This is a genomic window from Streptomyces sp. SGAir0957 (genome assembly GCF_043523415.1).
On the sequence record NZ_CP027293.1, the window covers coordinates 3,474,193 to 3,497,201 of the forward strand.

23 protein-coding genes and 1 riboswitch are annotated in these 23,009 nt (G+C 71.8%); of the genes, 11 read left to right on the forward strand and 12 right to left on the reverse strand.

Features of this window, described 5'->3' with window-relative positions; translation table 11 throughout:
* The first annotated feature begins 6 nt into the window (after window positions 1-6).
* Window positions 7-1,761, forward strand: a complete 1,755-nt coding sequence (gene sdhA / locus C1N81_RS20540) for a succinate dehydrogenase flavoprotein subunit (protein ID WP_394431188.1) — start codon at window positions 7-9, stop codon at window positions 1,759-1,761.
* A complete protein-coding gene (locus C1N81_RS20545; protein ID WP_394431189.1) occupies window positions 1,761-2,537 on the forward strand; it encodes a succinate dehydrogenase iron-sulfur subunit in 777 nt (258 codons plus the stop codon). Before sdhA ends, C1N81_RS20545 begins: the two co-directional genes overlap by 1 nt.
* A gap of 62 nt (window positions 2,538-2,599) precedes the next feature.
* Here C1N81_RS20545 and C1N81_RS20550 read toward each other — a convergent pair whose 3' ends face one another.
* Window positions 2,600-5,086: a DUF4132 domain-containing protein gene (locus C1N81_RS20550; protein WP_394431191.1), complete on the reverse strand. Its 2,487-nt coding sequence runs from the start codon at window positions 5,084-5,086 to the stop codon at window positions 2,600-2,602.
* Complete coding sequence (locus C1N81_RS20555; RefSeq protein ID WP_394431192.1) at window positions 5,086-5,481, reverse strand: hypothetical protein; 396 nt, start codon at window positions 5,479-5,481, stop codon at window positions 5,086-5,088. Before C1N81_RS20555 ends, C1N81_RS20550 begins: the two co-directional genes overlap by 1 nt.
* A gap of 119 nt (window positions 5,482-5,600) precedes the next feature.
* Between C1N81_RS20555 and C1N81_RS20560 the strand changes: the two genes are divergently transcribed.
* The 5 genes from C1N81_RS20560 to C1N81_RS20580 all read left to right on the forward strand — a co-directional run bounded on the left by C1N81_RS20560 (window position 5,601) and on the right by C1N81_RS20580 (window position 9,078).
* Window positions 5,601-6,017, forward strand: coding sequence for a VOC family protein (locus tag C1N81_RS20560; protein ID WP_394431194.1), 417 nt, complete (start codon window positions 5,601-5,603; stop codon window positions 6,015-6,017).
* A 97-nt stretch (window positions 6,018-6,114) separates the two neighbouring features.
* A complete protein-coding gene (locus tag C1N81_RS20565; RefSeq protein ID WP_394431196.1) occupies window positions 6,115-6,522 on the forward strand; it encodes a hypothetical protein in 408 nt (135 codons plus the stop codon).
* 5 nt (window positions 6,523-6,527) lie between these two features.
* Window positions 6,528-7,082 carry a thiol-disulfide oxidoreductase DCC family protein gene (locus C1N81_RS20570; RefSeq protein ID WP_394438091.1) on the forward strand — a complete coding sequence of 185 codons (555 nt, stop codon included), beginning with the start codon at window positions 6,528-6,530 and terminating at the stop codon, window positions 7,080-7,082.
* Window positions 7,083-7,164: 82 nt separating this feature from the next.
* Window positions 7,165-7,800: a TetR family transcriptional regulator gene (locus C1N81_RS20575; protein ID WP_394438093.1), complete on the forward strand. Its 636-nt coding sequence runs from the start codon at window positions 7,165-7,167 to the stop codon at window positions 7,798-7,800.
* Window positions 7,801-7,878: 78 nt separating this feature from the next.
* Window positions 7,879-9,078 (forward strand): D-alanyl-D-alanine carboxypeptidase family protein, encoded by a 1,200-nt coding sequence (locus C1N81_RS20580; protein WP_394431198.1) that lies wholly within the window; start codon window positions 7,879-7,881, stop codon window positions 9,076-9,078.
* A gap of 143 nt (window positions 9,079-9,221) precedes the next feature.
* Here C1N81_RS20580 and C1N81_RS20585 read toward each other — a convergent pair whose 3' ends face one another.
* The 3 genes from C1N81_RS20585 to C1N81_RS20595 form a co-directional block, all read right to left on the reverse strand.
* Window positions 9,222-9,620 (reverse strand): ATP-binding protein, encoded by a 399-nt coding sequence (locus C1N81_RS20585; RefSeq protein WP_394431200.1) that lies wholly within the window; start codon window positions 9,618-9,620, stop codon window positions 9,222-9,224.
* A gap of 138 nt (window positions 9,621-9,758) precedes the next feature.
* Window positions 9,759-11,048, reverse strand: coding sequence for a metallophosphoesterase (locus C1N81_RS20590; RefSeq protein WP_394431202.1), 1,290 nt, complete (start codon window positions 11,046-11,048; stop codon window positions 9,759-9,761).
* Window positions 11,049-11,081: 33 nt separating this feature from the next.
* Entirely contained in the window at window positions 11,082-11,330 is a 249-nt protein-coding gene (locus tag C1N81_RS20595; protein ID WP_394431204.1) for an SCO4848 family membrane protein, read from the reverse strand.
* A 163-nt stretch (window positions 11,331-11,493) separates the two neighbouring features.
* On the opposite strand from C1N81_RS20595, the gene C1N81_RS20600 reads away from it, so the two are divergent.
* Window positions 11,494-12,774, forward strand: a complete 1,281-nt coding sequence (locus tag C1N81_RS20600) for a D-alanyl-D-alanine carboxypeptidase family protein (protein ID WP_394438095.1) — start codon at window positions 11,494-11,496, stop codon at window positions 12,772-12,774.
* 78 nt (window positions 12,775-12,852) lie between these two features.
* On the opposite strand, the gene C1N81_RS20605 is transcribed toward C1N81_RS20600, so the two are convergent.
* The 4 genes from C1N81_RS20605 to C1N81_RS20620 are packed head-to-tail and all read right to left on the reverse strand — an operon-like array spanning window position 12,853 to window position 15,852.
* Window positions 12,853-13,866, reverse strand: coding sequence for a YihY/virulence factor BrkB family protein (locus tag C1N81_RS20605; RefSeq protein ID WP_394431206.1), 1,014 nt, complete (start codon window positions 13,864-13,866; stop codon window positions 12,853-12,855).
* Entirely contained in the window at window positions 13,854-14,399 is a 546-nt protein-coding gene (locus C1N81_RS20610) for a GtrA family protein (RefSeq protein ID WP_394431208.1), read from the reverse strand. The genes C1N81_RS20605 and C1N81_RS20610 overlap by 13 nt, the downstream gene beginning before the upstream one ends.
* A complete protein-coding gene (locus C1N81_RS20615) occupies window positions 14,396-15,283 on the reverse strand; it encodes a decaprenyl-phosphate phosphoribosyltransferase (protein WP_394438097.1) in 888 nt (295 codons plus the stop codon). The genes C1N81_RS20610 and C1N81_RS20615 overlap by 4 nt, the downstream gene beginning before the upstream one ends.
* A gap of 50 nt (window positions 15,284-15,333) precedes the next feature.
* On the reverse strand, window positions 15,334-15,852 hold the full coding sequence (locus C1N81_RS20620; RefSeq protein ID WP_394431210.1) for a phosphatase PAP2 family protein: 519 nt from the start codon (window positions 15,850-15,852) through the stop codon (window positions 15,334-15,336).
* A gap of 132 nt (window positions 15,853-15,984) precedes the next feature.
* Between C1N81_RS20620 and C1N81_RS20625 the strand changes: the two genes are divergently transcribed.
* Both C1N81_RS20625 and C1N81_RS20630 read left to right on the forward strand, forming a co-directional pair.
* Window positions 15,985-17,415 carry an FAD-binding protein gene (locus C1N81_RS20625; RefSeq protein WP_394431212.1) on the forward strand — a complete coding sequence of 477 codons (1,431 nt, stop codon included), beginning with the start codon at window positions 15,985-15,987 and terminating at the stop codon, window positions 17,413-17,415.
* A gap of 70 nt (window positions 17,416-17,485) precedes the next feature.
* A complete protein-coding gene (locus tag C1N81_RS20630; RefSeq protein WP_394431213.1) occupies window positions 17,486-18,241 on the forward strand; it encodes a decaprenylphospho-beta-D-erythro-pentofuranosid-2-ulose 2-reductase in 756 nt (251 codons plus the stop codon).
* A 13-nt stretch (window positions 18,242-18,254) separates the two neighbouring features.
* Here the strand turns inward: C1N81_RS20630 and C1N81_RS20635 are convergent, their stop codons facing one another.
* The 3 genes from C1N81_RS20635 to C1N81_RS20645 form a co-directional block, all read right to left on the reverse strand.
* Window positions 18,255-18,839: a 2'-5' RNA ligase family protein gene (locus tag C1N81_RS20635; protein ID WP_394431215.1), complete on the reverse strand. Its 585-nt coding sequence runs from the start codon at window positions 18,837-18,839 to the stop codon at window positions 18,255-18,257.
* 56 nt (window positions 18,840-18,895) lie between these two features.
* On the reverse strand, window positions 18,896-19,909 hold the full coding sequence (trpS, locus tag C1N81_RS20640; protein ID WP_394431217.1) for a tryptophan--tRNA ligase: 1,014 nt from the start codon (window positions 19,907-19,909) through the stop codon (window positions 18,896-18,898).
* A gap of 115 nt (window positions 19,910-20,024) precedes the next feature.
* The gene (locus tag C1N81_RS20645) at window positions 20,025-21,488 is read right to left on the reverse strand and encodes a glycine hydroxymethyltransferase (RefSeq protein ID WP_394431219.1); all 1,464 of its coding nucleotides are present in this window, start codon (window positions 21,486-21,488) and stop codon (window positions 20,025-20,027) included.
* 60 nt (window positions 21,489-21,548) lie between these two features.
* A riboswitch (ZMP/ZTP riboswitch) is annotated at window positions 21,549-21,635 on the reverse strand.
* Between the two features lie 138 nt (window positions 21,636-21,773).
* Between C1N81_RS20645 and rocD the strand changes: the two genes are divergently transcribed.
* Window positions 21,774-23,006: an ornithine--oxo-acid transaminase gene (gene rocD, locus C1N81_RS20650; RefSeq protein WP_394438099.1), complete on the forward strand. Its 1,233-nt coding sequence runs from the start codon at window positions 21,774-21,776 to the stop codon at window positions 23,004-23,006.
* Window positions 23,007-23,009 lie beyond the last annotated feature (3 nt).

Consider the following 23,009-nt stretch of genomic DNA (forward strand, 5'->3'; position numbering starts at 1 on the left):
GAACCCGTGAAGATTCACAAGTACGACACCGTCATCGTCGGCGCCGGTGGCGCGGGCATGCGCGCGGCCATCGAGTCGACCAAGCGCAGCCGCACCGCCGTGCTGACCAAGCTCTACCCCACCCGCTCCCACACGGGCGCCGCGCAGGGCGGCATGGCCGCCGCGCTGGCCAACGTGGAGGAGGACAACTGGGAGTGGCACACCTTCGACACGATCAAGGGCGGCGACTACCTGGTCGACCAGGACGCCGCCGAGATCCTGGCGAAGGAGGCCATCGACTCCGTCCTCGACCTGGAGAAGATGGGCCTGCCGTTCAACCGCACCCCGGACGGCACCATCGACCAGCGCCGCTTCGGCGGTCACTCCCGTAACCACGGCGAGGCGCCGGTCCGCCGGTCCTGCTACGCCGCGGACCGCACGGGCCACATGATCCTCCAGACGCTGTACCAGAACTGCGTGAAGGAGGGCGTGGAGTTCTTCAACGAGTTCTACGTCCTGGACCAGCTGATCGTCGAGGAAGACGGCGTCAAGAAGTCCGCCGGTGTGGTCGCCTACGAGCTGGCCACCGGCGAGATCCACGTCTTCCAGGCCAAGTCGGTCATCTACGCGTCCGGCGGCACCGGCAAGTTCTTCAAGGTGACGTCCAACGCGCACACCCTGACCGGCGACGGCCAGGCCGCCTGCTACCGGCGCGGGATCCCGCTGGAGGACATGGAGTTCTTCCAGTTCCACCCGACCGGCATCTGGCGCATGGGCATCCTTCTCACGGAGGGCGCCCGCGGTGAGGGCGGCATCCTCCGCAACAAGGACGGCGAGCGCTTCATGGAGAAGTACGCGCCGGTCATGAAGGACCTCGCGTCCCGTGACGTCGTCTCGCGCTCCATCTACACGGAGATCCGTGAGGGCCGCGGCTGCGGCCCCGAGGGCGACCACGTCTACCTCGACCTCACGCACCTCCCGCCGGAGCAGCTCGACGCGAAGCTCCCGGACATCACCGAGTTCGCCCGCACGTACCTCGGCATCGAGCCCTACACGGACCCGATCCCGATCCAGCCGACCGCGCACTACGCCATGGGCGGCATCCCGACCAACGTCGAGGGTGAGGTCCTCGCGGACAACACCACCGTCGTCCCGGGCCTGTACGCCGCCGGTGAGGTCGCCTGTGTCTCCGTGCACGGCGCCAACCGCCTCGGCACGAACTCGCTGCTCGACATCAACGTGTTCGGGCGCCGGGCCGGCATCGCCGCCGCCGAGTACGCGCACACGGCCCAGTTCCTGGAGCTGCCGGAGAACCCGGCGTCGCTGGTCGAGGCCCAGGTCGAGCGGCTGCGCAACGCGACGGGCACCGAGCGCGTCGCGGTCCTCCGCAACGAGCTGCAGGAGTGCATGGACGCCAACGTGATGGTGTTCCGCACCGAGCAGACGATCAAGACGGCCGTCGAGAAGATCGCCGAGCTGCGCAAGCGTTACCTCAACGTCTCGATCCAGGACAAGGGCAAGCGGTTCAACACCGACCTCCTGGAAGCCATCGAGCTGGGCAACCTGCTCGACCTGGCCGAGGTCATGGCGACCTCCGCGCTGGCCCGCAAGGAGTCCCGCGGCGGCCACTACCGCGAGGACTTCCCGAACCGCGACGACGTCAACTTCATGCGCCACACCATGGCGTACCGCGAGGTCGGCGACGACGGCTCCGAGTCCATCCGTCTGGACTACAAGCCGGTCGTCCAGACCCGCTACCAGCCGATGGAGCGTAAGTACTGATGGCAACCCCGATCATGGACAAGGCGGAGGCGGCCGGCAAGGCCGAGCCCGGGTTCGCCGACTCCCCGTACATCACCGTCACCTTCCGGATCCGCCGGTTCAACCCGGAGGTCTCGGCGGAGGCGAACTGGGTCGACTTCCAGCTGGAGATCGACCCGAAGGAGCGTGTCCTCGACGCGCTGCACAAGATCAAGTGGGAGCAGGACGGGTCGCTGACCTTCCGCCGCTCCTGCGCGCACGGCATCTGCGGGTCCGACGCGATGCGCATCAACGGCAAGAACCGCCTTGCCTGCAAGACGCTCATCAAGGACATCAACCCGGAGAAGCCGATCACGGTCGAGGCCATCAAGGGCCTGACGGTCCTGAAGGACCTGGTCGTGGACATGGACCCGTTCTTCCAGGCGTACCGCGACGTCATGCCGTTCCTCGTCACCAAGGGCAACGAGCCGACGCGTGAGCGCCTGCAGTCCGCCGAGGACCGCGAGCGGTTCGACGACACCACCAAGTGCATCCTGTGCGCCGCGTGCACGTCGTCCTGCCCGGTGTTCTGGAACGACGGCCAGTACTTCGGCCCGGCCGCGATCGTCAACGCGCACCGCTTCATCTTCGACTCGCGCGACGAGGCCGGGGAGCAGCGCCTGGAGATCCTCAACGACCGTGACGGTGTGTGGCGCTGCCGCACCACCTTCAACTGCACGGACGCCTGCCCGCGCGGCATCGAGGTCACCAAGGCGATCCAGGAAGTGAAGCGCGCGCTGATCACGCGCCGCTACTGACCTTCCGGTCATGCCCGGTCCGTGGGCCCCGCTCCTTCCGAGGAGCGGGGCCCACGGCGTTTTCAGCGGCGTATCTGGCTGATGATCGTCGGATCGGTGATCTCGGTGTCCTTGGCGAGCATCAGCGCCTTGCTGAGCACGACGGCGAGGGTGCGGTCGCCCTCGTAGGGCAGATAGCCGGTCTGCGGGGCGGCTCCCGTGGACGACTTGGGGACGATGCAGAGGTACTGGTCGTTCGGCGTCATCAGGATGTTGCCCGAGCCGAGGTGGATCTTGTACGTCCGCAGTGCGCCTTTGACGTGCAGGAACCGGCCCTCGATCGTGCACTGCCCGGCGATGGCCAGCCGCGGCACCAGGCGTTCGAGCAGGACGCGGCGGGTCTCGGCGCTCTGGTTCAGCTCGCCGAAGCCGTACGACGTCCAGTACTCGCGGAACCGGCCGCCGGGCCCGCCGTCCTGCCACGTCGGATCGTTGCCGACGCTGGCGACGCCCACGAACAGATCGACGTCGCGCAGGACTTCGGAGAGGACCAGCGGCGGGATCTCGGTGAGCGGGAGCGGCTCGACCGGCTCGGCGCCGTCGGGCAGCCACATGCGGTATCCGCCGCCGGAGCAGTGCGCCGAGTTCTCCGGGGCGCCGATCGGATAGAAGCGGACCTGGTCGGTGCGGAGCCGCAGGTAGCTGCCCGAATCGGTGGTGTCGACGCCGTACTCCTCGCCCTCCCCCTCGATCCAGTACTCGGCACGCAGGCCCCACTGCGGGAGTTCGCGGGTGGCGGGCGGCGCCTCGTCGTCGACGCAGAGCCGCAGCCTGTTGCGCCAGCCGCGGACCGCGGCGAGGGAGTGGAACTGGTGCTGGCGGACGATGTGCGCCGCGAACCGGTTCGAGTACGTGCCCGTCGCCCGCTCGGCGTCGGTCAGCAGGTACACCTCGCGGTGGGCCTGCTTGAACGGCTGGGTGACCGCGTGCCGCTCCAGCCAGTCCCGCCAGGCGACCACCTCGGCGGGCTCACGGCCGACGGGGTGCCAGAGGGTGACCTCGGCGCCGTCCCCGATCGATTCGACCGGGTCGTCGGTGAGCGTGCGCAGGGCGCCGTCGGCGAAGCCGGCCGTGGTGCCGTCGACCGTCCACAGCAGGCGGCGGGCGAGGGTGCCGACGAGCGGGTGGTCGAGGTAGCGCTCGCGCCAGGCGGCGTAGGTCCACGTGCGGCGGGCGAGGAACTGCCGGTCCAGGCGCTCGGCCTGGGCGCCGAGCATCTTGTCGATGTCCTTGGCGGCGGCCTTCAGCTCTTTGACCTCGTCGGAGTGGTCACGGCGGACCGCGGCGGGCACGGACTTGACCTCCTTGCCGGTGGCGGAGCGCCAGCGCAGGACGGCCTTGGCGCCCTGTATCTCCAGGAGGGCCGTGACGTCCCCGAGCCGCGTCTCGCACCGGCCGACCCCGGTCAGCCCGTACGCGGGCACGGCCAGCTCCTCGACCTCCTCACGGCTGAGCCCGAGCGCTTCCGCGCGGGTGTCGAGGGCGCCGTTGAGCAGCTTCAGGGTGCCCTTGTAGGTGACGCGGGCGGCGAGCCGGGCCAGCTCGGCGAGGGCCGCCTCGCTGTCGGTGCGGGCGAGGGCGGTGACCCCGGCGTTGGCGACCTTCGGGTTCACGGGGCCGACCCCCGGCACCCTGCGCAGGGACTTCTCGACTAGGAGGCCGAGCGCCCGGGCCGTCTCCGGGTGAGCGGGCAGCAGGGCGAGGATCCAGGCCAGGCCGCGCAGGGCGTTGGCGTTGTACGGGTCGTAGGTGAGGTTGACGTCCGGCCCGTAGCGCGGGGCAGTCAGGCGGAACGTACGCTCCTTGCCGACCCGCGGAAGCCACGACACCACCGCCTCGCGCACCCGGTCCGCGCCGAGCGCCTCGATCAGCGGTCGAGCCGTCTTCTCCCACTTGGCCGTCGGCTTCGCGGAGGTGGCGGTCGCGGCGTGCGCGAGGAGGGCGCGCCAGGGGTCGTCGGGCGCGTCGGTGACGTTCTCCATGGCGTGCTCGGCCCACGGTTCCCCGACGTTGAGCACGGGGCTGTGCAGCTTCGTCGCCAAGGCAGCCGTTCCGTCCGTGCGATACGACTCCGCGGCGAGCCTGCGGAAGTACGCGACGGTGGCGGCGGGCAAGGCACGGCCCGTCGCGAGCTCCGCCTCGGCGAGACGGTCGGCGTGGCTCTCGTGCCAGGCGGAGCGCCCGAGCCGGGCCAGTTCGGCGGTCCGCCACTCCGCCAGCGGCACGTCGGGCAGGTCCGCGCCCACGATGCCCAGCATGGCCAGGCCCCCTCGCCTGGCGACCGGGTCGTCGCCGAGCGAGCGCACCTCCTCCACCAGGGCTTCCGCGACCCGCGCGCGCAGCTCCGCGTCGAGATCCTGCAAGCGTCTGACGGCGTACTCCCAGCGCGGCGTCTCCCAGCCCCCTTCGTCGCTCGCCGCCGCTTTGACCGCCTCACGGGCAAGACGCCGCGCGTCACGTGCCGCCGCATGATGAGCGATCTTGTCGAGGTGGCTCCGCAGGCTTCCCATCAGCCACCCACCAGCGGCACGAGCTTCAGGAACGTGACCTCGGCCCCGAGCGGCAGCTCGATCTCCTCGTCCGGGTCCGTGATCTGCCGGTCGCCGACGAGGACCAGGAACCCGTTCCCCGCGAACGCGGCCAGCGCGCGCTCCGCCTGGGCCTCCGGATCGATGCGACGCGGGCTGCGCAGCGCGTACCCGTTGAGCACGCGCTCGGTGTCCCGCGGCTGCACGAGGCCCTGGAAGACCTGCGGCTCCGTGCGGGCGTTGAACTCCGCGACCTCCTGGAAGACGCGCCGCCTGATCACCTCGCGCACGGTGAGCCGCTCCTCGGCGATCTCGAGCCCGAAGGCCGCGCCCCTGTCCCCTGATGTCGTCTCGTCGACGCACGTCACTGTCCCCATGCCGAGGACGCTACGGGTCACCACTGACAACGGCCCCTGGCCGCAGAGGCCGTGACGCCACGGAGACGACGGCGACCGCATACATGCATGTTTGACCGATTCAGCGCTAATCTGACGGTATGTCACTCGCCACCTCCTCCCCGTCGGCCACTCTCGGCTTCGACAACGTGCTGCTTCCCGTCGGCGATCTGGCCGAGGCCGTCGCCTTCTACGAGCGCGCCGGGCTGCCCGTGAAGTTCCGGCTCGACGAGGCCGGTATCGCGCTGCTCGGTGTCGGCAAGGAGACGCCGGGGCTGCTGCTGCGGGTCGAGGAGGGGTTCACGCACCGGCCGCCGCCGTGGCCCGCGACGCGGCTCTGGCTGGAGGTGGCGGACGCCCGCGCGACCGCGCGGTCCCTCGCCAGGGCGGGGATCGAGCCGCTCGATCCGCCCTTCTCCACGTCCACGGGGTACGTCGTCGAGATCGCGGACCCCTGGGGCAACGTCATCGGGTTCACCGATTACCTCAAGCGCCCCGAGCTCGCCCGGAATTGCTGATTCCACCCACCAGCTTGAACGTGTTCAAAAACAGGGCTACTGTCACTCCTGTCAGCGTTTTTTGAACGCGTTCAAGGCAGTTCAAGGAGGGTGGGGCATGGACCTCACAGTGGTCGCTTACGTCGTGTACCTCGTCATCAGCATCGGTCTGACGGTGTGGGTGGCGCGCACTCTGAGCCGCAACGGCCGGGTCTTCCTCGCCGACGTGCTGCACGGCAACGAGAAGCTGGCCGACGCCGTCAACCACCTCCTGGTGGTCGGCTTCTATCTGGTGAACCTCGGCTTCGTCGCCCTCTACCTGAGCGACGACGGGACCGTCGAGAACGCGCGCGGCGTCTTCGAAGCCCTCTCGACCAAGCTCGGCGTGGTGCTCCTCGTCCTCGGCGTGATGCACCTGGGCAACGTCTACGTCCTCAACAAGATCCGGCGGCGCGGCGTCATGGAGCGCGAGCAGCGGCCGCCGGTCCCGCCGCAGGGATGGGCCGCCCCGGTGGCCGGGGCGTGACAGCGGTGGGAACCCCGGGGGGAGCCGCGGGGGAGACGGACCGGGGCGCCCGGGGGGACGCTCCGGTCCGCCGGCTCACCGTGCTCTACGACGCCGAGTGCCCGCTGTGCACCTTCGCGCGCGGCTGGCTGGCCCGGCAAAGGCAACTGGTGCCGCTGGACTTCGTGCCCGCCGGGTCCGACGAGGCGCGCCGGCGCTTCCCCGGCATCGACCACTCCGCCACCCTCAGCGACATCACCGTCATCGGGGACGGCGGCCAGGTCTACCGAGGGCCCGCCGCCTGGGTCGTCTGCATGTGGGCGCTGCGCGAGCACCGGGCCACCGCCCACCGCATGGCGACGCCCGCAGGGATGAAGTTCGCCAAGCAGGCGGTGCTCGGCGCCGCCAAGTACCGCGAGCTGCACCAGTGGCGGCAGGCCGGGGGCGGGGCGTACCGGCGGGCGGACGGCTGGGTGTACGACGCGAAGGACGGCTGGTACTACGTGCGGCCCGGCACGGCCGGCGCGAGCCGCGCGGCGGGACGCGCCGCCTGTGACAGCGGTTGCCGCGGCGCCGATTAGGCTCTGGGGCGTGGCTACAGACAAGTCGGAGGCCAAGGGCGCCAAGAGCGAGCAGACACGCGCGCTGATCCTGGAGACCGCGATGCGGTTGTTCCGGGAGCGGGGCTACGACAAGACGACGATGCGGGCCATCGCCCAGGAGGCCGGCGTCTCCGTCGGCAACGCGTACTACTACTTCGCCGGCAAGGAACACCTCATCCAGGGGTTCTACGACCGGATCGCCGCCGAACACCAGGCGGCGGTCCGGTCCGTCCTGGACACCGAGACCGACCTCCAGGCCCGGCTCGCCGGGGTGCTGCGGGTGTGGCTGGAGATCGCGGAGCCGTACCACGAGTTCGCGGCCCAGTTCTTCAAGAACGCGGCCGACCCGGACTCGCCGCTCAGCCCGTTCTCGGCGGAGTCGGAGGGGGCCAGGGAGGCGTCGATCGCGGTGCACCGGGAGGTGCTCGCCGGGTCCAGGTCGAAGGTGCCGAAGGAGCTGGCGGTCATCCTGCCCGAGCTGATGTGGCTGTCCCAGATGGGGCTCGTCCTCTACTGGGTCTTCGACAGTTCGCCGGGCCGCGAGCGCAGCAGGCGCCTCGCCGAGCGGGGCGCCCAGCTCACCGCACGGGGCGTGGCGCTCGCCCGGTTCCGGGTGCTGCGCCCGCTCGTCTCCGAGGTGCACGAACTGTTCATCGACTTCCTGCCGGGGATGACGCGGACGGCGCCCGAGGCCTGACGGGGTGGCGGACCGGTGGCGGACCCGCCCCCGGGACCCTCTGTCCTTTGCCTGCGCTTGGGCCGGTACGGTCGCGGAATGCCCGGCACCACCCCTCCCCCACAGTCCCCCCGGTCCACCCGCGTCAGCCGCCGCGGCGCCCTCGGCATGGGCCTCGGCGCGGCGGCCGCACTCGCTCTGCCCACCGCCCGGAACGCCTCCGCCGCGACCCCGGTGATCGGGGGTGAACGGCTGGCCGCGCCCGGTGTGCAGGTGCGGCCCGGCGCGGGCACCCCGAAGCTGCCGGGGCTCGCCGCGAAGGCGTGGCTCGTCGCCGACCACGACAGCGGTCACGTCCTCGCCTCCTACGGCGCCCACCGCGTCCTGCCGCCCGCGTCGACGCTGAAGATGCTGTTCGCGGACACGGTGCTGCCGAAGTTCCCGCACGACCTGACGTACAAGGTGAAGGCGGCGGACCTGGCCGACATCCCGGCGGGCTCCAGCCTCGTCGGCGTCCAGGCCGGAACCACGTACACCGTCCACCAGTTGTGGCAGGGCGTCTTCCTGCGCTCCGGGAACGACGCGGTGCACGTGCTCGCCTCGATGTACGGCGGCGTCGCCCGGGCGGTCGCGGCGATGCAGGCCCGCGCGCAGGAACTCCAGGCGCTTGACACGCGCGTGGTCAGCCCGGACGGGTTCGACCACGCGGGCCAGGTCTCGTCCGCGTACGACCTGACGCTGTTCGCCCGCGCCGGGCTGCGGAACCCCGACTTCCGCGGCTACTGCGCCACGAAGGTCGCGGACTTCCCTGCGGGCGGCGGCAAGACGTTCCAGATCCAGAACACCGACCGTCTCCTCACCGGGCAGGGCATCGCCGCGTACGAGGGCCTCATCGGCGTCAAGAACGGTTACACGTCGCACGCGGGCAACACCTTCACCGGCGCGGCGACCCGCGACGGACGCACGCTCCTGGTCACCGTCATGCACCCGAAGGCCGGGTACGAGGCGGTCTACGCGGAGACGGCCGCGCTCCTGGACTGGGGTTTCGCGGCGGCCGACAAGGTGAGCGCGGTCGGCGAGCTGGTCACGCCGGTGAGCGCGCGGGCGAAGTCGCCGGGGTCCTCGGCGTCCCCCGCGCCCGGCGTCCCCGGCGCGGCCTCCGCGGCGCCGCGCGCGGCGGGATCGGAGGGCTGGGCGCTGGGCGGCTCGGCGACGGTCGCCGCGCTGGCGGGCGGCGGGCTGTTCGCCTTGCGGCGCCGGGGTGACGCACGCCCCACCGGACGCCGTCGGAAGGCGTGAACCCGGGGCCACCGGGGGCCGTCTCCCGTCACCGCGGGGCTGAGCGCGACGGTGACGCTGCCGGGGCCCGGGGCGGGCGGGGAGGGGGTCGCGCGAAGCGGGGTGGAGAGGGCAGGGACAGGGCCCGGCTCCGTGGAGCGGGGTCAGGAGCGCACGAGCGCCCAGACCGTCTTGCCGTAACGGCCGCGGTGCCACACGCCCCACGCCTCGGCGAGCGCGTCGACCAGGTGCAGGCCGCGACCGCTCTCGTCGTCGGGTGAGCGCGGGGGCCGCAGCTCGGGGTCGGCCGTGGACTCGTCGGACACCTCGATGAAGCACGAGCCGTCCGCGAGTACCGTCACCGCGATCTCGAACTCCCTCTCTCGCGCGGGCCCGTGCCGGATCGCGTTGGTCGCCAGCTCGGAGACGAGCAGGATCGCGGCGTCGAGCGCGTCGGCCGGTTCGGTGTGGCCCCAGACAGCGAGGTGATCGCGCACGCGCAGCCGCGCCACCCCCACCGAGGCCGGGTGTCGGGGCAGTCTGAACGCACTGCGCCGCAACACACGTAGCCACCTCCTCCATTTGCTGAACACAGGTTCGACACACTATGCAGCGTTAAGGCAACTCTGTGTGTCACTGCGCTCACTTTCCCCACACCACTATTCGGACAGATTGCCGACGGGTCGTAGATATACGCGTTTTCAGGCCTGCTTCGAGGCGAGCTCCACGACCGTGATGTCGGACGGCGCCCCCACCCGTACGGGCGGACCCCACGCGCCCGCGCCACGGCTGACGTAGAGCTGGGTGTCGCCGTACCGTTCGAGACCGGCGAGGGTCGGGTTGGCCGCGTCGGCGACGAAGGGGCCGGGCCACAGCTGACCGCCGTGCGTGTGCCCGGACAACTGCAGGTCGACGCCGTGCCGCACCGCCTCGTGAATCATCACGGGCTGGTGCGCGAGCAGCACCGCGGCGCGGGACCTGTCCCGGTCGCCGAGCGCCTTCGCGTAGTCGGGCCCGTCGTCGTGGCTCTCGCCGCTGATGTCGTTGACCCCGGCGAGGTCGAAGGCGCCCATCTCGACCCGGGCGTTCTCCAGCGGGCGCAGCCCCAACTCCCGTACGTGCGCGACCCACGGCTCGGCCCCGGAGAAGTACTCGTGGTTGCCCGTGACGAAGAAGGTGCCGTGCCGTGCGCGCAGCCGGGCGAGCGGGGCGACCGCGGGGGCCAGGTCCTCGACGCTCCCGTCGACCAGGTCGCCGACGACCGCGATCAGGTCCGGCTGGGTGGAGTTGACGGTGTCCACGACCTGCTCGGCGAACCCGCGGCCGAGCACGGGCCCGAGGTGGATGTCGCTGACCACCGCGATCCTGAACCCGTGCGCCGCGCGCGGCAGCTTGGCCAGCGGCACGGTGACCCGCTTCACCTTCGGGCCCCGCAGCACGCCGTACGCCCCGTTGCCCACGACACCGGCGGCGGCGACGGCGGCCACGACCCCGACGGACCGGGCGATGACCAGCCGCCGCGTCGGATCGGGAGCGGGGGTGACGGGGCCGGCATCTGCGGGGCCTGAGTCGGCCTGCCCGGAGTCGGCCTGCCCGGAGTCGGCTTGGCCGGAGTCGGCTGGGCCCGAGCCGGCCGGGCCGGCAGTGGCGGGTTCCGGAGCCGACGGGGCCGCGGGCTTGACAACGCGCCGCAGCAGGGGCCGCACGACCTCCCCCACCAGCAGCGCGAGCAGCAGGTAGAGCGCGAAGGCCATCCAGAGGAACCCGGGCCACGCCAGGATCCGCTGCACCAGGAACGGCGCCCCGGCCCGCTCCGCGATCAACGCCGCGAACATCAGCACAGGACCGGCGACGAACACCGCCGTGCCCAGCCGCCTCGGCCACCCGGGCCCCGCGGTCGTGTCCCGCACGAGCCGCCGCCAGGCGTAATAGTGCAGCGCGGCGAAGACCGCCAGCACCACCAGGACGACCAGCACCACCACAACGACCATGAACCCGCCCACCCATTACGCCCGTTTTATGTTCTATGTCGCCGAGGTGTTCCGCAGAGCACGCACTCCACGGAACCCGATGCCTCCGACCACCGTCCCCAAGACAAAGGAGACGACGGCGAGCGTCAGATGCACGAAGAAGTACGCCGTCGGGTCACCGGCGTCGTCGAAGGCGAGGCCGCTGCCGTCCTTCCACAGGTTTTTGACGAAAGTGATCCAGATGATCCAGCTCCACACCCCGAAGGCGAGCAGGAACCAGGAGACGGGACGGCTGAGCTTCATGCCTTCAGTATCGTCAGCCGCCGTCGCGCACCGCCGCCGGGGTGGGGCCGGAGAGACACAGAACACCTCGGCGAAGACTTACGGGCCGGGTACATGTACGTTTCCGACCGTGCCTGCCTCCCATGCGTCGTACTCGTCCTACTCGTCGGACACGTCGTACGTGATGAACCCCCGACCGACCGCGCCCAGCGCCCCGGCCCGCCCGCTGCGCGCCAGGCTGCTCGCCGCCTCCGCGGCGCTGCTCACGCTCTCCGCGCTGTCCCTGACGGCCGCGCTGCCCGCGTCCGCCGCGGACGGCCCGGACAACGAGCCGACGAAGAAGTCCGCGGACAAGGCCGGGCCCCCGGCCGGCATGTCGACCGTCGGAGGCGCCCGGCTCGGCGAGCCGGGCACACAGGTGAACCTCGGGCCCGGCGCCCCCGTCCTCCCCAAGGACCTGACCGCCAAGTCCTGGATCGTCACGGACGCCGAGTCCGGAGCGGTGCTCGCCTCGCACAACGCGCACTGGCGGCTGCCGCCCGCCAGCACCCTGAAGATGCTCTTCGCGGACACGCTCCTGCCCAAGTTCCCCAAGACCTCGACGCACAAGGTCGTCCCTACCGACCTGGCGGGCATGGGCGCGGGTTCCAGCCTCGTCGGCGTGAAGGAGAACTTCACCTACACCGTCCACGACCTGTGGCTGGGTGTCTTCCTGCGCTCCGGCAACGACGCCGTGCACGTCCTCTCCGCGATGAACGGCGGCATCCCGCAGACCGTCGAGGACATGCAGGCCCACGCCGAGGAGCTGCAGGCCGACGACACGCACGTCGTCAGCCCCGACGGCTACGACGCCCCCCGCCAGCACTCCTCCGCCTACGACCTCACCCTGTTCGCCCGCTCGGGCCTGCAGAAGAAGGACTTCCGCGAGTACGCCGCCACGGTCACCGCCAAGTTCCCCGAGGCGCAGAAGAAGGGGCGGACGACCAGCCGCTTCGAGATCCAGAACACCAACCGCCTCCTCACCGGCGACGTGGGCCTCGACGCCTACCAGGGCATCGCCGGCGTCAAGAACGGCAACACGACCAACGCGGGCGCCACCTTCACCGGTGTCGCCGAACGCGACAACAGGGTCCTCCTCGTCACCGTCATGCATCCCGACGCGAAGGAGAGCCACGCCGTCTACAAGGAGACCGCCCGCCTCCTCGACTGGGGCTTCCAGGCCGACGGCAAGGTCACCCCGGTCGGCACCCTCGTCCCGCCGAAGGGCGCCGCCTCCCCCAGCGCGTCCGCCAGCCCGCAGGGCGACGCCGGGCCCGGAAAGCCGGCCGCCCGCGCCACGGTCTCCGCCTCGCACTCCAGCGGCGTCGGCATCGCCGTCGCCATCACCGCGGGCGCGCTGGCCCTCCTGGCCGGCGCGGCCTTCACCGTCCGCAAGAAGTGGCCGAACCGCGTTCCCAAGCCGTAACCCGGAACCCGGAACCCGGAACCCGTCAGCCGTCAGCCGTAGACCCGGGTCGGCGAGCGGGCCGGTCCGGCCGGTGCCTCACGTGCCGGCCCGGGACGCCCGGTCCGTGCCGCCCCCGGCGGCGAGGGAACTCCCGCCGGTCTTCGCCACGCCCTCCGCGCCCTCCGCGTCCTCCGCGCCCTCCGGGGCCGGGGGGTCCGCCGCTTCGTCCGGTTCGGCGTCCTCCCCGTCCCGCTCCCGCGCGGCGGCGCGCCCCGTCGCGGTCCATGCCGCGCAGAACAGCACCAGCTTCGCCGTGAAGTTGATCCACAGCATCAGCGCGACGGGCGTGCCGAACGCCCCGTACATGCTCTTGCCCGCGACTCCCTTGATGTAGCCGCCGAGCAGCAGCTTCAGCAGCTCGAACCCGGCCGCCCCGAGCAGCCCCGCCTTCAGCAGATCCCGCCGCCTCGGCTGCACCCCCGGCAGCAGCGTCAGCACGTACAACAGCAGCAGGAAGTCGGCGAGCACCGCGATCGCGAACGTGAAGAGCTGGAGCAGCACCGCCCCCCAGCCCTCCTTGTCGATGCCCAGGTGGTCCGCCGACCAGCCCACCGCAGAGGACGCCACGGTCGACGCGAGGAGCGAGGCGAGCCCGGCGCCCCCGAGCCCGACGAGCACCCCGGCGTCCTTCAGCTTGCGCAGGACCGGGTTCTCGTCGCCGACGGGCAGCTCCCACACCGTCCGCAGACAGTCCCGTATCGAGCCGACCCAGCCGACGCCGGTGAACAGGAGCAGCGCTCCGGCCACCACCCCGACCGTCCCGGCGTTGTCGATCAGCGCCCCGAGGTCGAGCTGGTCGGCGATCCCCGGGACCTGCTCGGAGATCTTCTCCTCGAACTTCCGCTGCTGCCCTGCCCCGAGCGTTCCGGCCGCGATCGCCGCCCCCACGGTGAGCAGCGGAAACAGCGCCAGGAAGCTGATGAACGTCATCGCCGCCGCCAGCCTCGACCAGAGCACCTCGTCGAGCCGCTCGTAGGCCTTCCAGGCATGGGTCCGCATCAGCCGTACGAACAACGGCCCGATCACGGGAAGTCTCTTCAGCCAGTCCATGATCCCCGCCTGCCCTGATCGACCGGTCCGAACGGTTCGGCCGGGACACCTGGCCGCACCCGTCCCACCGCCGCCGGCACTTTCTCGGCCGGACTCCCACTCGGTCTCGCACCGAAGGCCAGGGTCCGAGTACCCCAGAACCGCACGACCGTGGCAAGCGCCATGCCCACCCCCGCGCCCGAGACCGTGTCGGCCCGCCGCGACGTGAACCCGAGCCCGTAGTGCGCGACCGCGAGGCACAGCAACTGCACCACCGCACCCGCCGCGTTCACCGCGAAGAACACCCCGTACTGCCGCAGCCGCGGCCCCCGGGCCGCCCTCTCCCGGTACGTCCCCAGCGCGTTCCCCACGTACGCCACCGAGCAACCGGCCACGAACGACAGGGCCTTGGCGGAGATCGGGTCCACCCCCACCGGCCCGCGCAGCCACACGAAGAGCCCCAGGTCGACGGCGTACGCGCAGACCCCCGCCGCCGCGAACCCCAGCAACTCAGGGCCCAGGGCCCGCAGCCGCTCCACCGCCCCGGCGCTCACCAGCCCGCGACCGCGAGCCCGTACATGGCCAGCCAGAGGAGCCCGATCACCGCCAGCGCCCGGTCCTCGAGGACCACGTCCTCCGGCTCGCCCGCCGTGCCCCGGTCGGCGAAGACCGCGTATCTCAGCACCGCGACGATGAACGCCACCATCGACAACTGCCGCCACGGCAGCAGGCCGCCGTGCGCGAACCCGCCCTCCTCCATCGCCCACAGGCAGTACGCGAGCACGGCCACGCCGGCCGCCAGCTGCCACACGAAGCGCAGGTAACCCGTCGTGTACTCGGTGAGCAGCGCCCGCGTCGCGCCCGCCGTGCCGGCCATCTGGACCGACTCCGAGTACCGCTTGGCCGCGACCATGAACAGCGCGCCGAACCCCGTGGTGATCAGGAACCAGCGCGACAGCGGGATGCCCAGCGCGAGTCCCCCCGCCATCGCCCGCATCAGGAACCCGGTGCTCACCACGATCAGGTCGACGACCAGCACATGCTTCAGGCTGACGCAGTACGCCAGCTGCATCGCGACATAGGCGGCCAGCAGCGCCGCCGTCACCGGATTGCACAGCACCACCGCCCCGGCCGGCGCGCACACCGCGAGCAGCCCGCCGACGGCGTAGGCGACGGGCACCGGGACAGTCCCCGCCGCCACGGGCCGGTGCCGCTTCACCGGGTGCGCCCGGTCCGCCTCCGCGTCCCGGGCGTCATTGATCAGGTACACCGCCGAGGCCGCCGCGGTGAACAGCGCGAAGACGACCACGAGTTGCCGGAGCGCCTCCGGCGCGAACAGCTCTCCGGCCGCCGCGGGCGCCGCCACCACCAGGACGTTCTTCACCCACTGCTTCGGCCTGGCCGTCCTGAGCAGACCGGCCGGAAGGGCGGCCGACATCGCCACGACGCCGGTCGGGCGCACCCGCTCCACCTGCTCGACCCGCTCGGTCATCGCGCCGGGCCCCCCGCCATCCAGCGGGCCCCCAGCCGCGCCGTGAGCGCGCCGAGCGCCGCGCCCGCCGCGACGTCGGAGGGGTAGTGCACACCGACGACCATCCGCGAGACGCATACCGCGGCCGCGAGGGGCGGCACCAGTCGCGCCCCCGCCGGCCCCAGCGCCCCGTACGCCACGGCCGCCGCGGCAGCCGATGTCGCGTGCGAGCTGGGGAACGAGTGCCGGCCCGCCGTCCGCACCAGCGGCTCCGCCCCCGCCTCCCCGGCCGGCCGGGGCCTGCGCACCACCCGTTTCACACCCATGCTGGCCAGGTGCGCTCCCGCCGTGAGAGCGGTCCCGCGCAGCCACGCCGTTCGCCGCTCGCGGTCGGCGGCGGCCCCGGCGAACCCGACCGCCAGCCACAGCGCCGCGTGTTCGCCCGCCCAGGACAGCGCACGCGCCGCCCCGGCCACGCGCGGGTCGGTGCCGCAGTCGCGCAGTGCCGACAACAGTCGACGGTCCATGTCGTCCATGTGGCTCACTCTGTGGCCCGGCCCCTTCATATTGTTGGCTATTCATCACGACATCCCCTGAATCACCCGTACCGGGGAGGGATCGTGAGATTTAGAGTGAATTACCCCTTTCCGGGCGATACGGTCTCGCACATGGCTGCCGACCTCGCACCCGCCCCCACCGCCGTGCCCGCACCCGCCGCCGCCCCCTCCCCCGCACGGACCCCGGGCTACGACACCGCGCCCCTCACCGGCTGGGGCCGGACGGCGCCCACCTCCGCACACCTGGTGCGCCCCCGCTCGTACGAGGAGGTCGTGGCGGCGATCAGGGAGTGCGCGCTCCCCGGCCGCCGGGGCGGCATCGCCCGCGGCCTGGGCCGCGCCTACGGCGACGCGGCGCAGAACGCCGGGGGCGCCGTCCTCGACATGACCGGCCTCGACGCCATCCACGCCATCGACTCCGCGGGCGGCACCGTGCTGTGCGACGCGGGCATCTCGCTGCACCGGCTGATGGAGGTGCTCCTCCCCCTCGGCTGGTTCGTCCCGGTGACCCCCGGCACCCGCTACGTCACGGTCGGCGGCGCGATCGGCGCCGACATCCACGGCAAGAACCATCACGTCTCCGGGTCGTTCTCCCGCCACGTCCTCGCCTTCGAGCTCCTCACGGCCGACGGCGAGATCCGCGTCGTCGAGCGCGGCACCGAACTCTTCGACGCCACCGCCGGGGGCATGGGGCTGACCGGCGTCATCCTCACCGCCACCGTGCGACTGCAGCCCGTCGAGACCTCGTTGATGACGGTCGACACCGAACGCGCCCGCGACCTCGACGATTTGCTTGCCCGGCTCACCGCCACCGACCACCGCTACCGCTACTCGGTCGCCTGGATCGACCTGCTGGCCCGCGGAGCCGCGCTCGGCCGCTCCGTCCTCACCCGGGGCGACCACGCCCCGCTCGACGCCCTGCCCGCCCGCACCCGCAGGGCGCCGCTGGCCTTCCGCCCCGGCCGGCTCCCCGCCGCCCCCTCCTTCATCCCGAACGGACTGCTCGGCCGGACGACCGTCGGCCTGTTCAACGAGTTCTGGTACCGCAGGGCGCCGGTGTCCCGGGTCGGCGAGATCCAGCGGATGCCGGCCTTCTTCCACCCCCTCGACGGCGTCCCGCACTGGAACCGCGTCTACGGGCGCGGCGGATTCGTGCAGTACCAGTTCGTGATCGGCTACGGGAAGGAAGAGGCGCTCCGGCGCATCGTGCGGCGTATCTCGGACCGCCGCTGCCCCTCCTTCCTCGCGGTGCTCAAACGCTTCGGCGACGGCGACGCGGGCTGGCTCTCCTTCCCCATGCCCGGCTGGACCCTCGCCCTCGACATCCCTGCCGACCTGCCGGGACTCCCCGCGTTCCTCGACGAACTCGACGAGGAAGTGGCCGCGGCGGACGGCCGCGTCTACCTGGCGAAGGACTCACGGGTGCGCCCCGAACTGCTCTCCGCCATGTATCCGCGCCTGGACAGCTTCCGCTCGCTGCGGGCGCGCATGGACCCTCGGCAGGTGTTCCGCTCCGACCTGTCGCGACGGCTGAACCTCTGAACCGCTCCGCGCGCCCGCCCTGTCCCGCCCCGGCCGCCGGCCGGCCCCGCACCCCTGGAGTTCGGATCCCATGAAGGACGCCTTCGGCACCCCGCAGTCCCTGCTCATCCTCGGTGGCACGTCCGAGATCGCGCTGGCGACGGCCCGCCGCCTCGTCGCCCGCCGCACCCGCACCGTGTGGCTCGCGGGCCGCCCCTCCCCGGCGCTCGACGACGCGGTCGCGCAACTGCGGAAGGTGGGCGCCGACGCGCACGCCGTCCCCTTCGACGCCCTGGACTCGCAGACCCACGAGGAGACGCTCGGCAAGGTCTTCGCCGAGGGCGACATCGACATGGTGCTCCTCGCCTTCGGGGTCCTCGGCGACCAGGCCAGGGACGAGGGCGAGCCGATGGCGGCGGTGCGGGTCGCGCAGACCAACTACACGGGCGCGGTCTCGGCCGGGCTGGTCTGCGCCCGTGCGCTGCAGACCCAGGGGCACGGCTCGCTGGTGGTGCTCTCCTCGGTCGCGGGCGAGCGGGCCCGGCGCGCCAACTTCATCTACGGATCGAGCAAGGCGGGCCTCGACGCCTTCGCGCAGGGGCTCGGGGACGCGCTGCACGGCACCGGCGTCCACGTCATGGTGGTGCGCCCCGGCTTCGTCCGCTCGAAGATGACGGCCGGCAGGGCGGAGGCGCCGATGGCCACGACGCCGGAGGCGGTGGCCCTGGCCATCGAGACGGGGCTCAGGCGCCGCTCGGAGACGGTGTGGGTGCCGGGGGCGCTGCGGGTGGTGATGTCGGCGCTGCGGCACGTGCCGCGGCCGCTGTTCCGCAGGCTCCCGGTCTGACGGGCCGCCGCGCTCAGCGTGCGGGCAGCCGCCGTCCGCGCTTGGAGCGGTCGGGGGCCTGGGCGGGGAGCGTGGGCCTGCCGAAGGTGAAGTCGCGCAGCCGCCGCCAGATGCCGTCCTCGCCCTGCTCGTACAGGGCGAAGCCGGTGCACGACCAGGCCGCTTCGTAGTCGGCGAGCTCCTCGAAGGCGTGGTCCATCGCCTCTTCGGAGATGCCGTGGGCCACGGTGACGTGCGGGTGGTACGGGAACTGCAGCTCGCGGGCGACGGGACCCGACGCGTCCCGCACCTGCTTCTGCAGCCAGGTGCAGGCCTCGGCGCCCTCGACGACCTGCACGAACACGACGGGCGACAGCGGCCGGAAGGTTCCCGTGCCCGACAGCCGCATCGCGAAGGAGCGGCCGGAGGCGGCGACCTCCACCAGGTGCGACTCGATCGCCGGGAGGTCGCCCGCCTCCACCTCGGTCGGCGGCAGCAGGGTGATGTGCGTGGGGATGCCGTGCGCCGCGGGGTCGCCGAAGCCCGCACGCCGCTCCTGGAGCAGGCTGCCGTGAGGCTCCGGGACCGCGATCGAGACACCGATCGTTACGGTCCCCACGTCAAACTCCTGTCGTCGTGTGGCGGGCGTGCGGGCGGGCGTTGCGCAGGTGCGGGCTAGTGCTTGGCGGGCAGGAAGCCGATCTTCTCGTACGCCTGGGAGAGGGTCTCGGCGGCGACGGTACGCGCCTTCTCCGCACCCTTGGCCAGGATCGAGTCGAGCGTCTCCGGATCGTCCAGATACTCCTGGGTGCGGGTCCGGAACGGCGTCACGAAGTCCACCATGACCTCAGCCAGGTCCGTCTTGAGCGCACCGTACATCTTGCCCTCGTACTTCTGCTCCAGTTCCGGGATACCGGCGCCGGTGAGGGTCGAGTAGATGGTGAGCAGGTTGCTGACGCCCGGCTTGTTCTCCGCGTCGTAGCGGATCACGGTGTCGGTGTCGGTGACGGCGCTCTTGACCTTCTTGGCGGTGATCTTCGGCTCGTCGAGGAGGTTGATGAGGCCCTTCGGCGTCGACGCCGACTTGCTCATCTTGACCGTCGGGTCCTGCAGGTCGTAGATCTTGGCCGTCTCCTTCAGGATGTACGGCGCCGGGATCGTGAAGGTCTCGCCGAAGCGGCCGTTGAAGCGCTCGGCGAGGTCGCGGGTCAGCTCGATGTGCTGGCGCTGGTCCTCGCCGACCGGGACCTGGTTGGCCTGGTACAGGAGGATGTCCGCGACTTGGAGGATCGGGTACGTGAAGAGGCCGACGGTGGCGCGGTCGGCACCCTGCTTGGCCGACTTGTCCTTGAACTGCGTCATCCGGCTCGCCTCGCCGAACCCGGTGAGGCAGTTCATGACCCAGCCGAGCTGGGCGTGCTCGGGCACATGGCTCTGGACGAAGAGCGTGCAGCGGTCCGGGTCGAGACCGGCGGCGAGGAGCTGGGCCGCGGCGAGCCGCGTGTTCGCGAGCAGCTCCTTCGGGTCCTGCGGAACCGTGATCGCGTGCAGGTCCACCACCATGTAGAAGGCGTCGTGGGACTCCTGCAGCGCCACCCACTGGCGGACCGCGCCGAGGTAGTTGCCGAGGTGGAACGAGCCGGCGGTGGGCTGGATCCCGGAGAGCACGCGAGGACTGTCAGAGGCCATGCTCCTCATTCTCTCAGGTGACTCTCCTTGCTCGGGCCCAGGTGCGCGGCGCGTGTGCTGAGACGAGGAACACAGTGGGGCGCCGGGCCGGTGCGGCCGGCGCCCCGGGCGTGTCTCAGGTGAGGTCGACGGAGGGGTAGAGCGGGAAGCCGGTCAGCAGCTCCGCCGCCCGGTGGGAGACCTCGTCGGCGACCTTGGCGTCCAGGACGTGCTGCGCCTTGGAGGTGGCGCCCTTGCTGGTGGTGCCGGGCTCGGTGGCGGTGAGGACGCGGTCGATCAGCGCGGCGATCTCGTCCATCTCGGCCGTGCCGAGGCCGCGCGTGGTGAGCGCGGGGGTGCCGATGCGGATGCCGGAGGTGTACCAGGCGCCGTTCGGGTCGGCGGGGATGGCGTTGCGGTTGGTGACGATGCCGGAGTCGAGGAGCGCGGACTCGGCCTGCCGCCCGGTCAGGCCGTAGGAGGTGGCGACGTCGATCAGGTTGAGGTGGTTGTCCGTGCCGCCGGTGACCAGGGTGGCGCCGCGCCGGGTGAGGCCCTCGGCGAGGGCGCGGGCGTTGTCGACGACGGCCCGGGCGTAGCCCTGGAACTCGGGGCGGCGCGCCTCGGCGAGGGCGACGGCCTTGGCGGCCATGACGTGCGGGAGCGGCCCGCCGAGGACCATCGGGCAGCCGCGGTCGACCTGGTCGGCGAGCGAGTCGTCGCACAGGACCATGCCGCCGCGCGGGCCGCGCAGCGACTTGTGGGTGGTCGTGGTGACGATCTGGGCGTGCGGCACCGGGTCGAAGTCGCCGGTGAGGACCTTGCCCGCGACGAGACCGGCGAAGTGCGCCATGTCGACCATGAGCGTCGCCCCGACCTCGTCGGCGATCTCCCGCATGATCCGGAAGTTCACCAGGCGGGGGTAGGCGGAGTACCCGGCGACGATGATCATCGGCTTGAACTCGCGGGCCGTGGCGCGCAGCGCCTCGTAGTCCAGGAGCCCGGTGGCCGGGTCGGTGCCGTAGCTGCGCTGGTCGAACATCTTGCCGGAGATGTTGGGGCGGAAGCCGTGGGTGAGGTGGCCGCCCGCGTCCAGGGACATGCCGAGCATGCGCTGGTTGCCGAAGGCCTGGCGCAGCTCGGCCCAGTCGGCGTCGGACAGGTCGTTGACGTTGCGGACGCCCGCCCGCTCCAGGGCCGGGGCCTCGACGCGGTCGGCGAGGACGGCCCAGAAGGCGACGAGGTTGGCGTCGATGCCGGAGTGCGGCTGGACGTAGGCGTGCCGGGCGCCGAACAGCTCGCGGGCGTGCTCGGCGGCCAGGGACTCGACGGTGTCGACATTGCGGCAGCCCGCGTAGAAGCGGCGGCCGACGGTGCCCTCGGCGTACTTGTCGCTGAACCAGTTGCCCATCGCGAGCAGGGTGGCGGGAGAGGCGTAGTTCTCGCTGGCGATCAGCTTGAGCATCTCGCGCTGGTCGGCGATCTCCTGGCCGATGGCGTCGGCGACCCGGGGCTCCACGCCCCGGATGACGTCGAGGGCGCTGCGGAAGGCGACCGACTCGGTGGACGCGGCGGCGGACGACGGGGTGGGCTCTGGCATGACGGACCTCCGGGACGGGTTCCCCCGGGCCCGCGGGGAGCGGGCGCACGGGGCGGTGCACGGTTCGGCCCAGGCGCACGGCACACAGTTCGCGGGCCGCTCCCCGATGGTCGGTCCCATCCCAGCGCGCCAGTCACGGCCCGTTCTCACCCTACCGGGCGCGCCGGTGCGGGAGGTTTCCGCGTCCAGGATGCGAGCGACGATAGGAATGGGCGACAAACCCGTTTCGCGCCGTAAGAGCCGCAAGGCCTTCAGAGCCGTAAGAACGGAGATCCCGTGACTTCTGTGACCCCCGCCCACGCCGCTGGGAACACGCACACCACTACGGAGAGCCTGATCGCTGTCTCCGACGAGCACAGCGCGCACAACTACCACCCGCTGCCCGTCGTCGTCGCCACGGCGGAGGGCGCCTGGATGACCGACGTCGAGGGGCGGCGCTTCCTCGACATGCTGGCCGGATACTCCGCGCTCAATTTCGGGCACGGCAACCGGCGGCTGATCGACGCCGCGAAGGCCCAGCTGGAACGGGTCACCCTGACCTCCCGGGCGTTCCACCACGACCGCTTCGCCGAGTTCTGTACGCAGCTCGCCGCCTTGTGCGGCATGGAGATGGTGCTGCCGATGAACACGGGGGCGGAGGCGGTGGAGACCGCGGTGAAGACCGCGCGCAAATGGGGCTACCGGGTGAAGGGGGTGCCGGACGGGCGGGCCAGGATCGTGGTCGCGAGCGACAATTTCCACGGCCGCACGACGACCATCGTCAGCTTCTCCACCGACCCGGAGGCCCGCGCGGACTTCGGCCCGTACACGCCGGGGTTCGACATCGTGCCGTACGGGGACCTGGCGGCGCTCCGTGCCGCGGTCACCGAGGACACGGTGGCGGTGCTGCTCGAACCGGTGCAGGGCGAGGCGGGGGTGCTCGTACCGCCGCCCGGCTACCTCGCGGGCGTACGGGAGCTGACGCGCGAGCGGAACGTGCTGTTCGTCGCGGACGAGATCCAGTCGGGCCTCGGCCGCACGGGGCGGACCTTCGCCTGTGAGCACGAGGGCGTGGTCCCCGACATGTACGTCCTCGGCAAGGCGCTCGGCGGGGGTGTCGTCCCCGTCTCGGCGGTGGTGTCGAGCAAGGCCGTGCTCGGGGTGTTCCGGCCGGGCGAGCACGGGTCGACGTTCGGCGGCAATCCGCTGGCGTGCGCCGTGGGCCTTGAGGTCATCGCGATGCTGCGCACCGGGGAGTTCCAGGAGCGGGCGGCGGAGCTGGGCGAGCACCTCCACGCCGAGCTGGCCCTGCTCGCCGGGACGGGCAAGGTGACGGAGGTCCGGGGCCGCGGGCTCTGGGCCGGGGTCGACATCGACCCCGCGTACGGGACGGGCCGGGAGATCTCGGAGAAACTCCTGGAGCGGGGCGTCCTCGTCAAGGACACCCACGGCTCCACGATCCGGATCGCCCCGCCGCTGGTGATCAACAAGGAGGACCTGGACTGGGGGCTCGACCAGCTCCGGGCGGTCCTCAGCTGACGG

Excerpts from the sequence above, each read along its gene's own strand:
- C1N81_RS20545 (WP_394431189.1), top strand. The coding sequence starts at position 1,761 with ATGGCAACCCCGATCATGGACAAGGCGGAGGCGGCCGGCAAGGCCGAG.
- C1N81_RS20550 (WP_394431191.1), bottom strand. The coding sequence starts at position 5,086 with ATGGGAAGCCTGCGGAGCCACCTCGACAAGATCGCTCATCATGCGGCG.
- C1N81_RS20555 (WP_394431192.1), bottom strand. The coding sequence starts at position 5,481 with ATGGGGACAGTGACGTGCGTCGACGAGACGACATCAGGGGACAGGGGC.
- C1N81_RS20560 (WP_394431194.1), top strand. The coding sequence starts at position 5,601 with ATGTCACTCGCCACCTCCTCCCCGTCGGCCACTCTCGGCTTCGACAAC.
- C1N81_RS20565 (WP_394431196.1), top strand. The coding sequence starts at position 6,115 with ATGGACCTCACAGTGGTCGCTTACGTCGTGTACCTCGTCATCAGCATC.
- C1N81_RS20575 (WP_394438093.1), top strand. The coding sequence starts at position 7,165 with ATGCGGTTGTTCCGGGAGCGGGGCTACGACAAGACGACGATGCGGGCC.
- C1N81_RS20580 (WP_394431198.1), top strand. The coding sequence starts at position 7,879 with ATGCCCGGCACCACCCCTCCCCCACAGTCCCCCCGGTCCACCCGCGTC.
- C1N81_RS20590 (WP_394431202.1), bottom strand. The coding sequence starts at position 11,048 with ATGGTCGTTGTGGTGGTGCTGGTCGTCCTGGTGGTGCTGGCGGTCTTC.
- C1N81_RS20595 (WP_394431204.1), bottom strand. The coding sequence starts at position 11,330 with ATGAAGCTCAGCCGTCCCGTCTCCTGGTTCCTGCTCGCCTTCGGGGTG.
- C1N81_RS20600 (WP_394438095.1), top strand. The coding sequence starts at position 11,494 with ATGAACCCCCGACCGACCGCGCCCAGCGCCCCGGCCCGCCCGCTGCGC.
- C1N81_RS20605 (WP_394431206.1), bottom strand. The coding sequence starts at position 13,866 with ATGGACTGGCTGAAGAGACTTCCCGTGATCGGGCCGTTGTTCGTACGG.
- C1N81_RS20615 (WP_394438097.1), bottom strand. The coding sequence starts at position 15,283 with ATGTCGGCCGCCCTTCCGGCCGGTCTGCTCAGGACGGCCAGGCCGAAG.
- C1N81_RS20620 (WP_394431210.1), bottom strand. The coding sequence starts at position 15,852 with ATGGACGACATGGACCGTCGACTGTTGTCGGCACTGCGCGACTGCGGC.
- C1N81_RS20625 (WP_394431212.1), top strand. The coding sequence starts at position 15,985 with ATGGCTGCCGACCTCGCACCCGCCCCCACCGCCGTGCCCGCACCCGCC.
- C1N81_RS20630 (WP_394431213.1), top strand. The coding sequence starts at position 17,486 with ATGAAGGACGCCTTCGGCACCCCGCAGTCCCTGCTCATCCTCGGTGGC.
- trpS (WP_394431217.1), bottom strand. The coding sequence starts at position 19,909 with ATGGCCTCTGACAGTCCTCGCGTGCTCTCCGGGATCCAGCCCACCGCC.
- C1N81_RS20645 (WP_394431219.1), bottom strand. The coding sequence starts at position 21,488 with ATGCCAGAGCCCACCCCGTCGTCCGCCGCCGCGTCCACCGAGTCGGTC.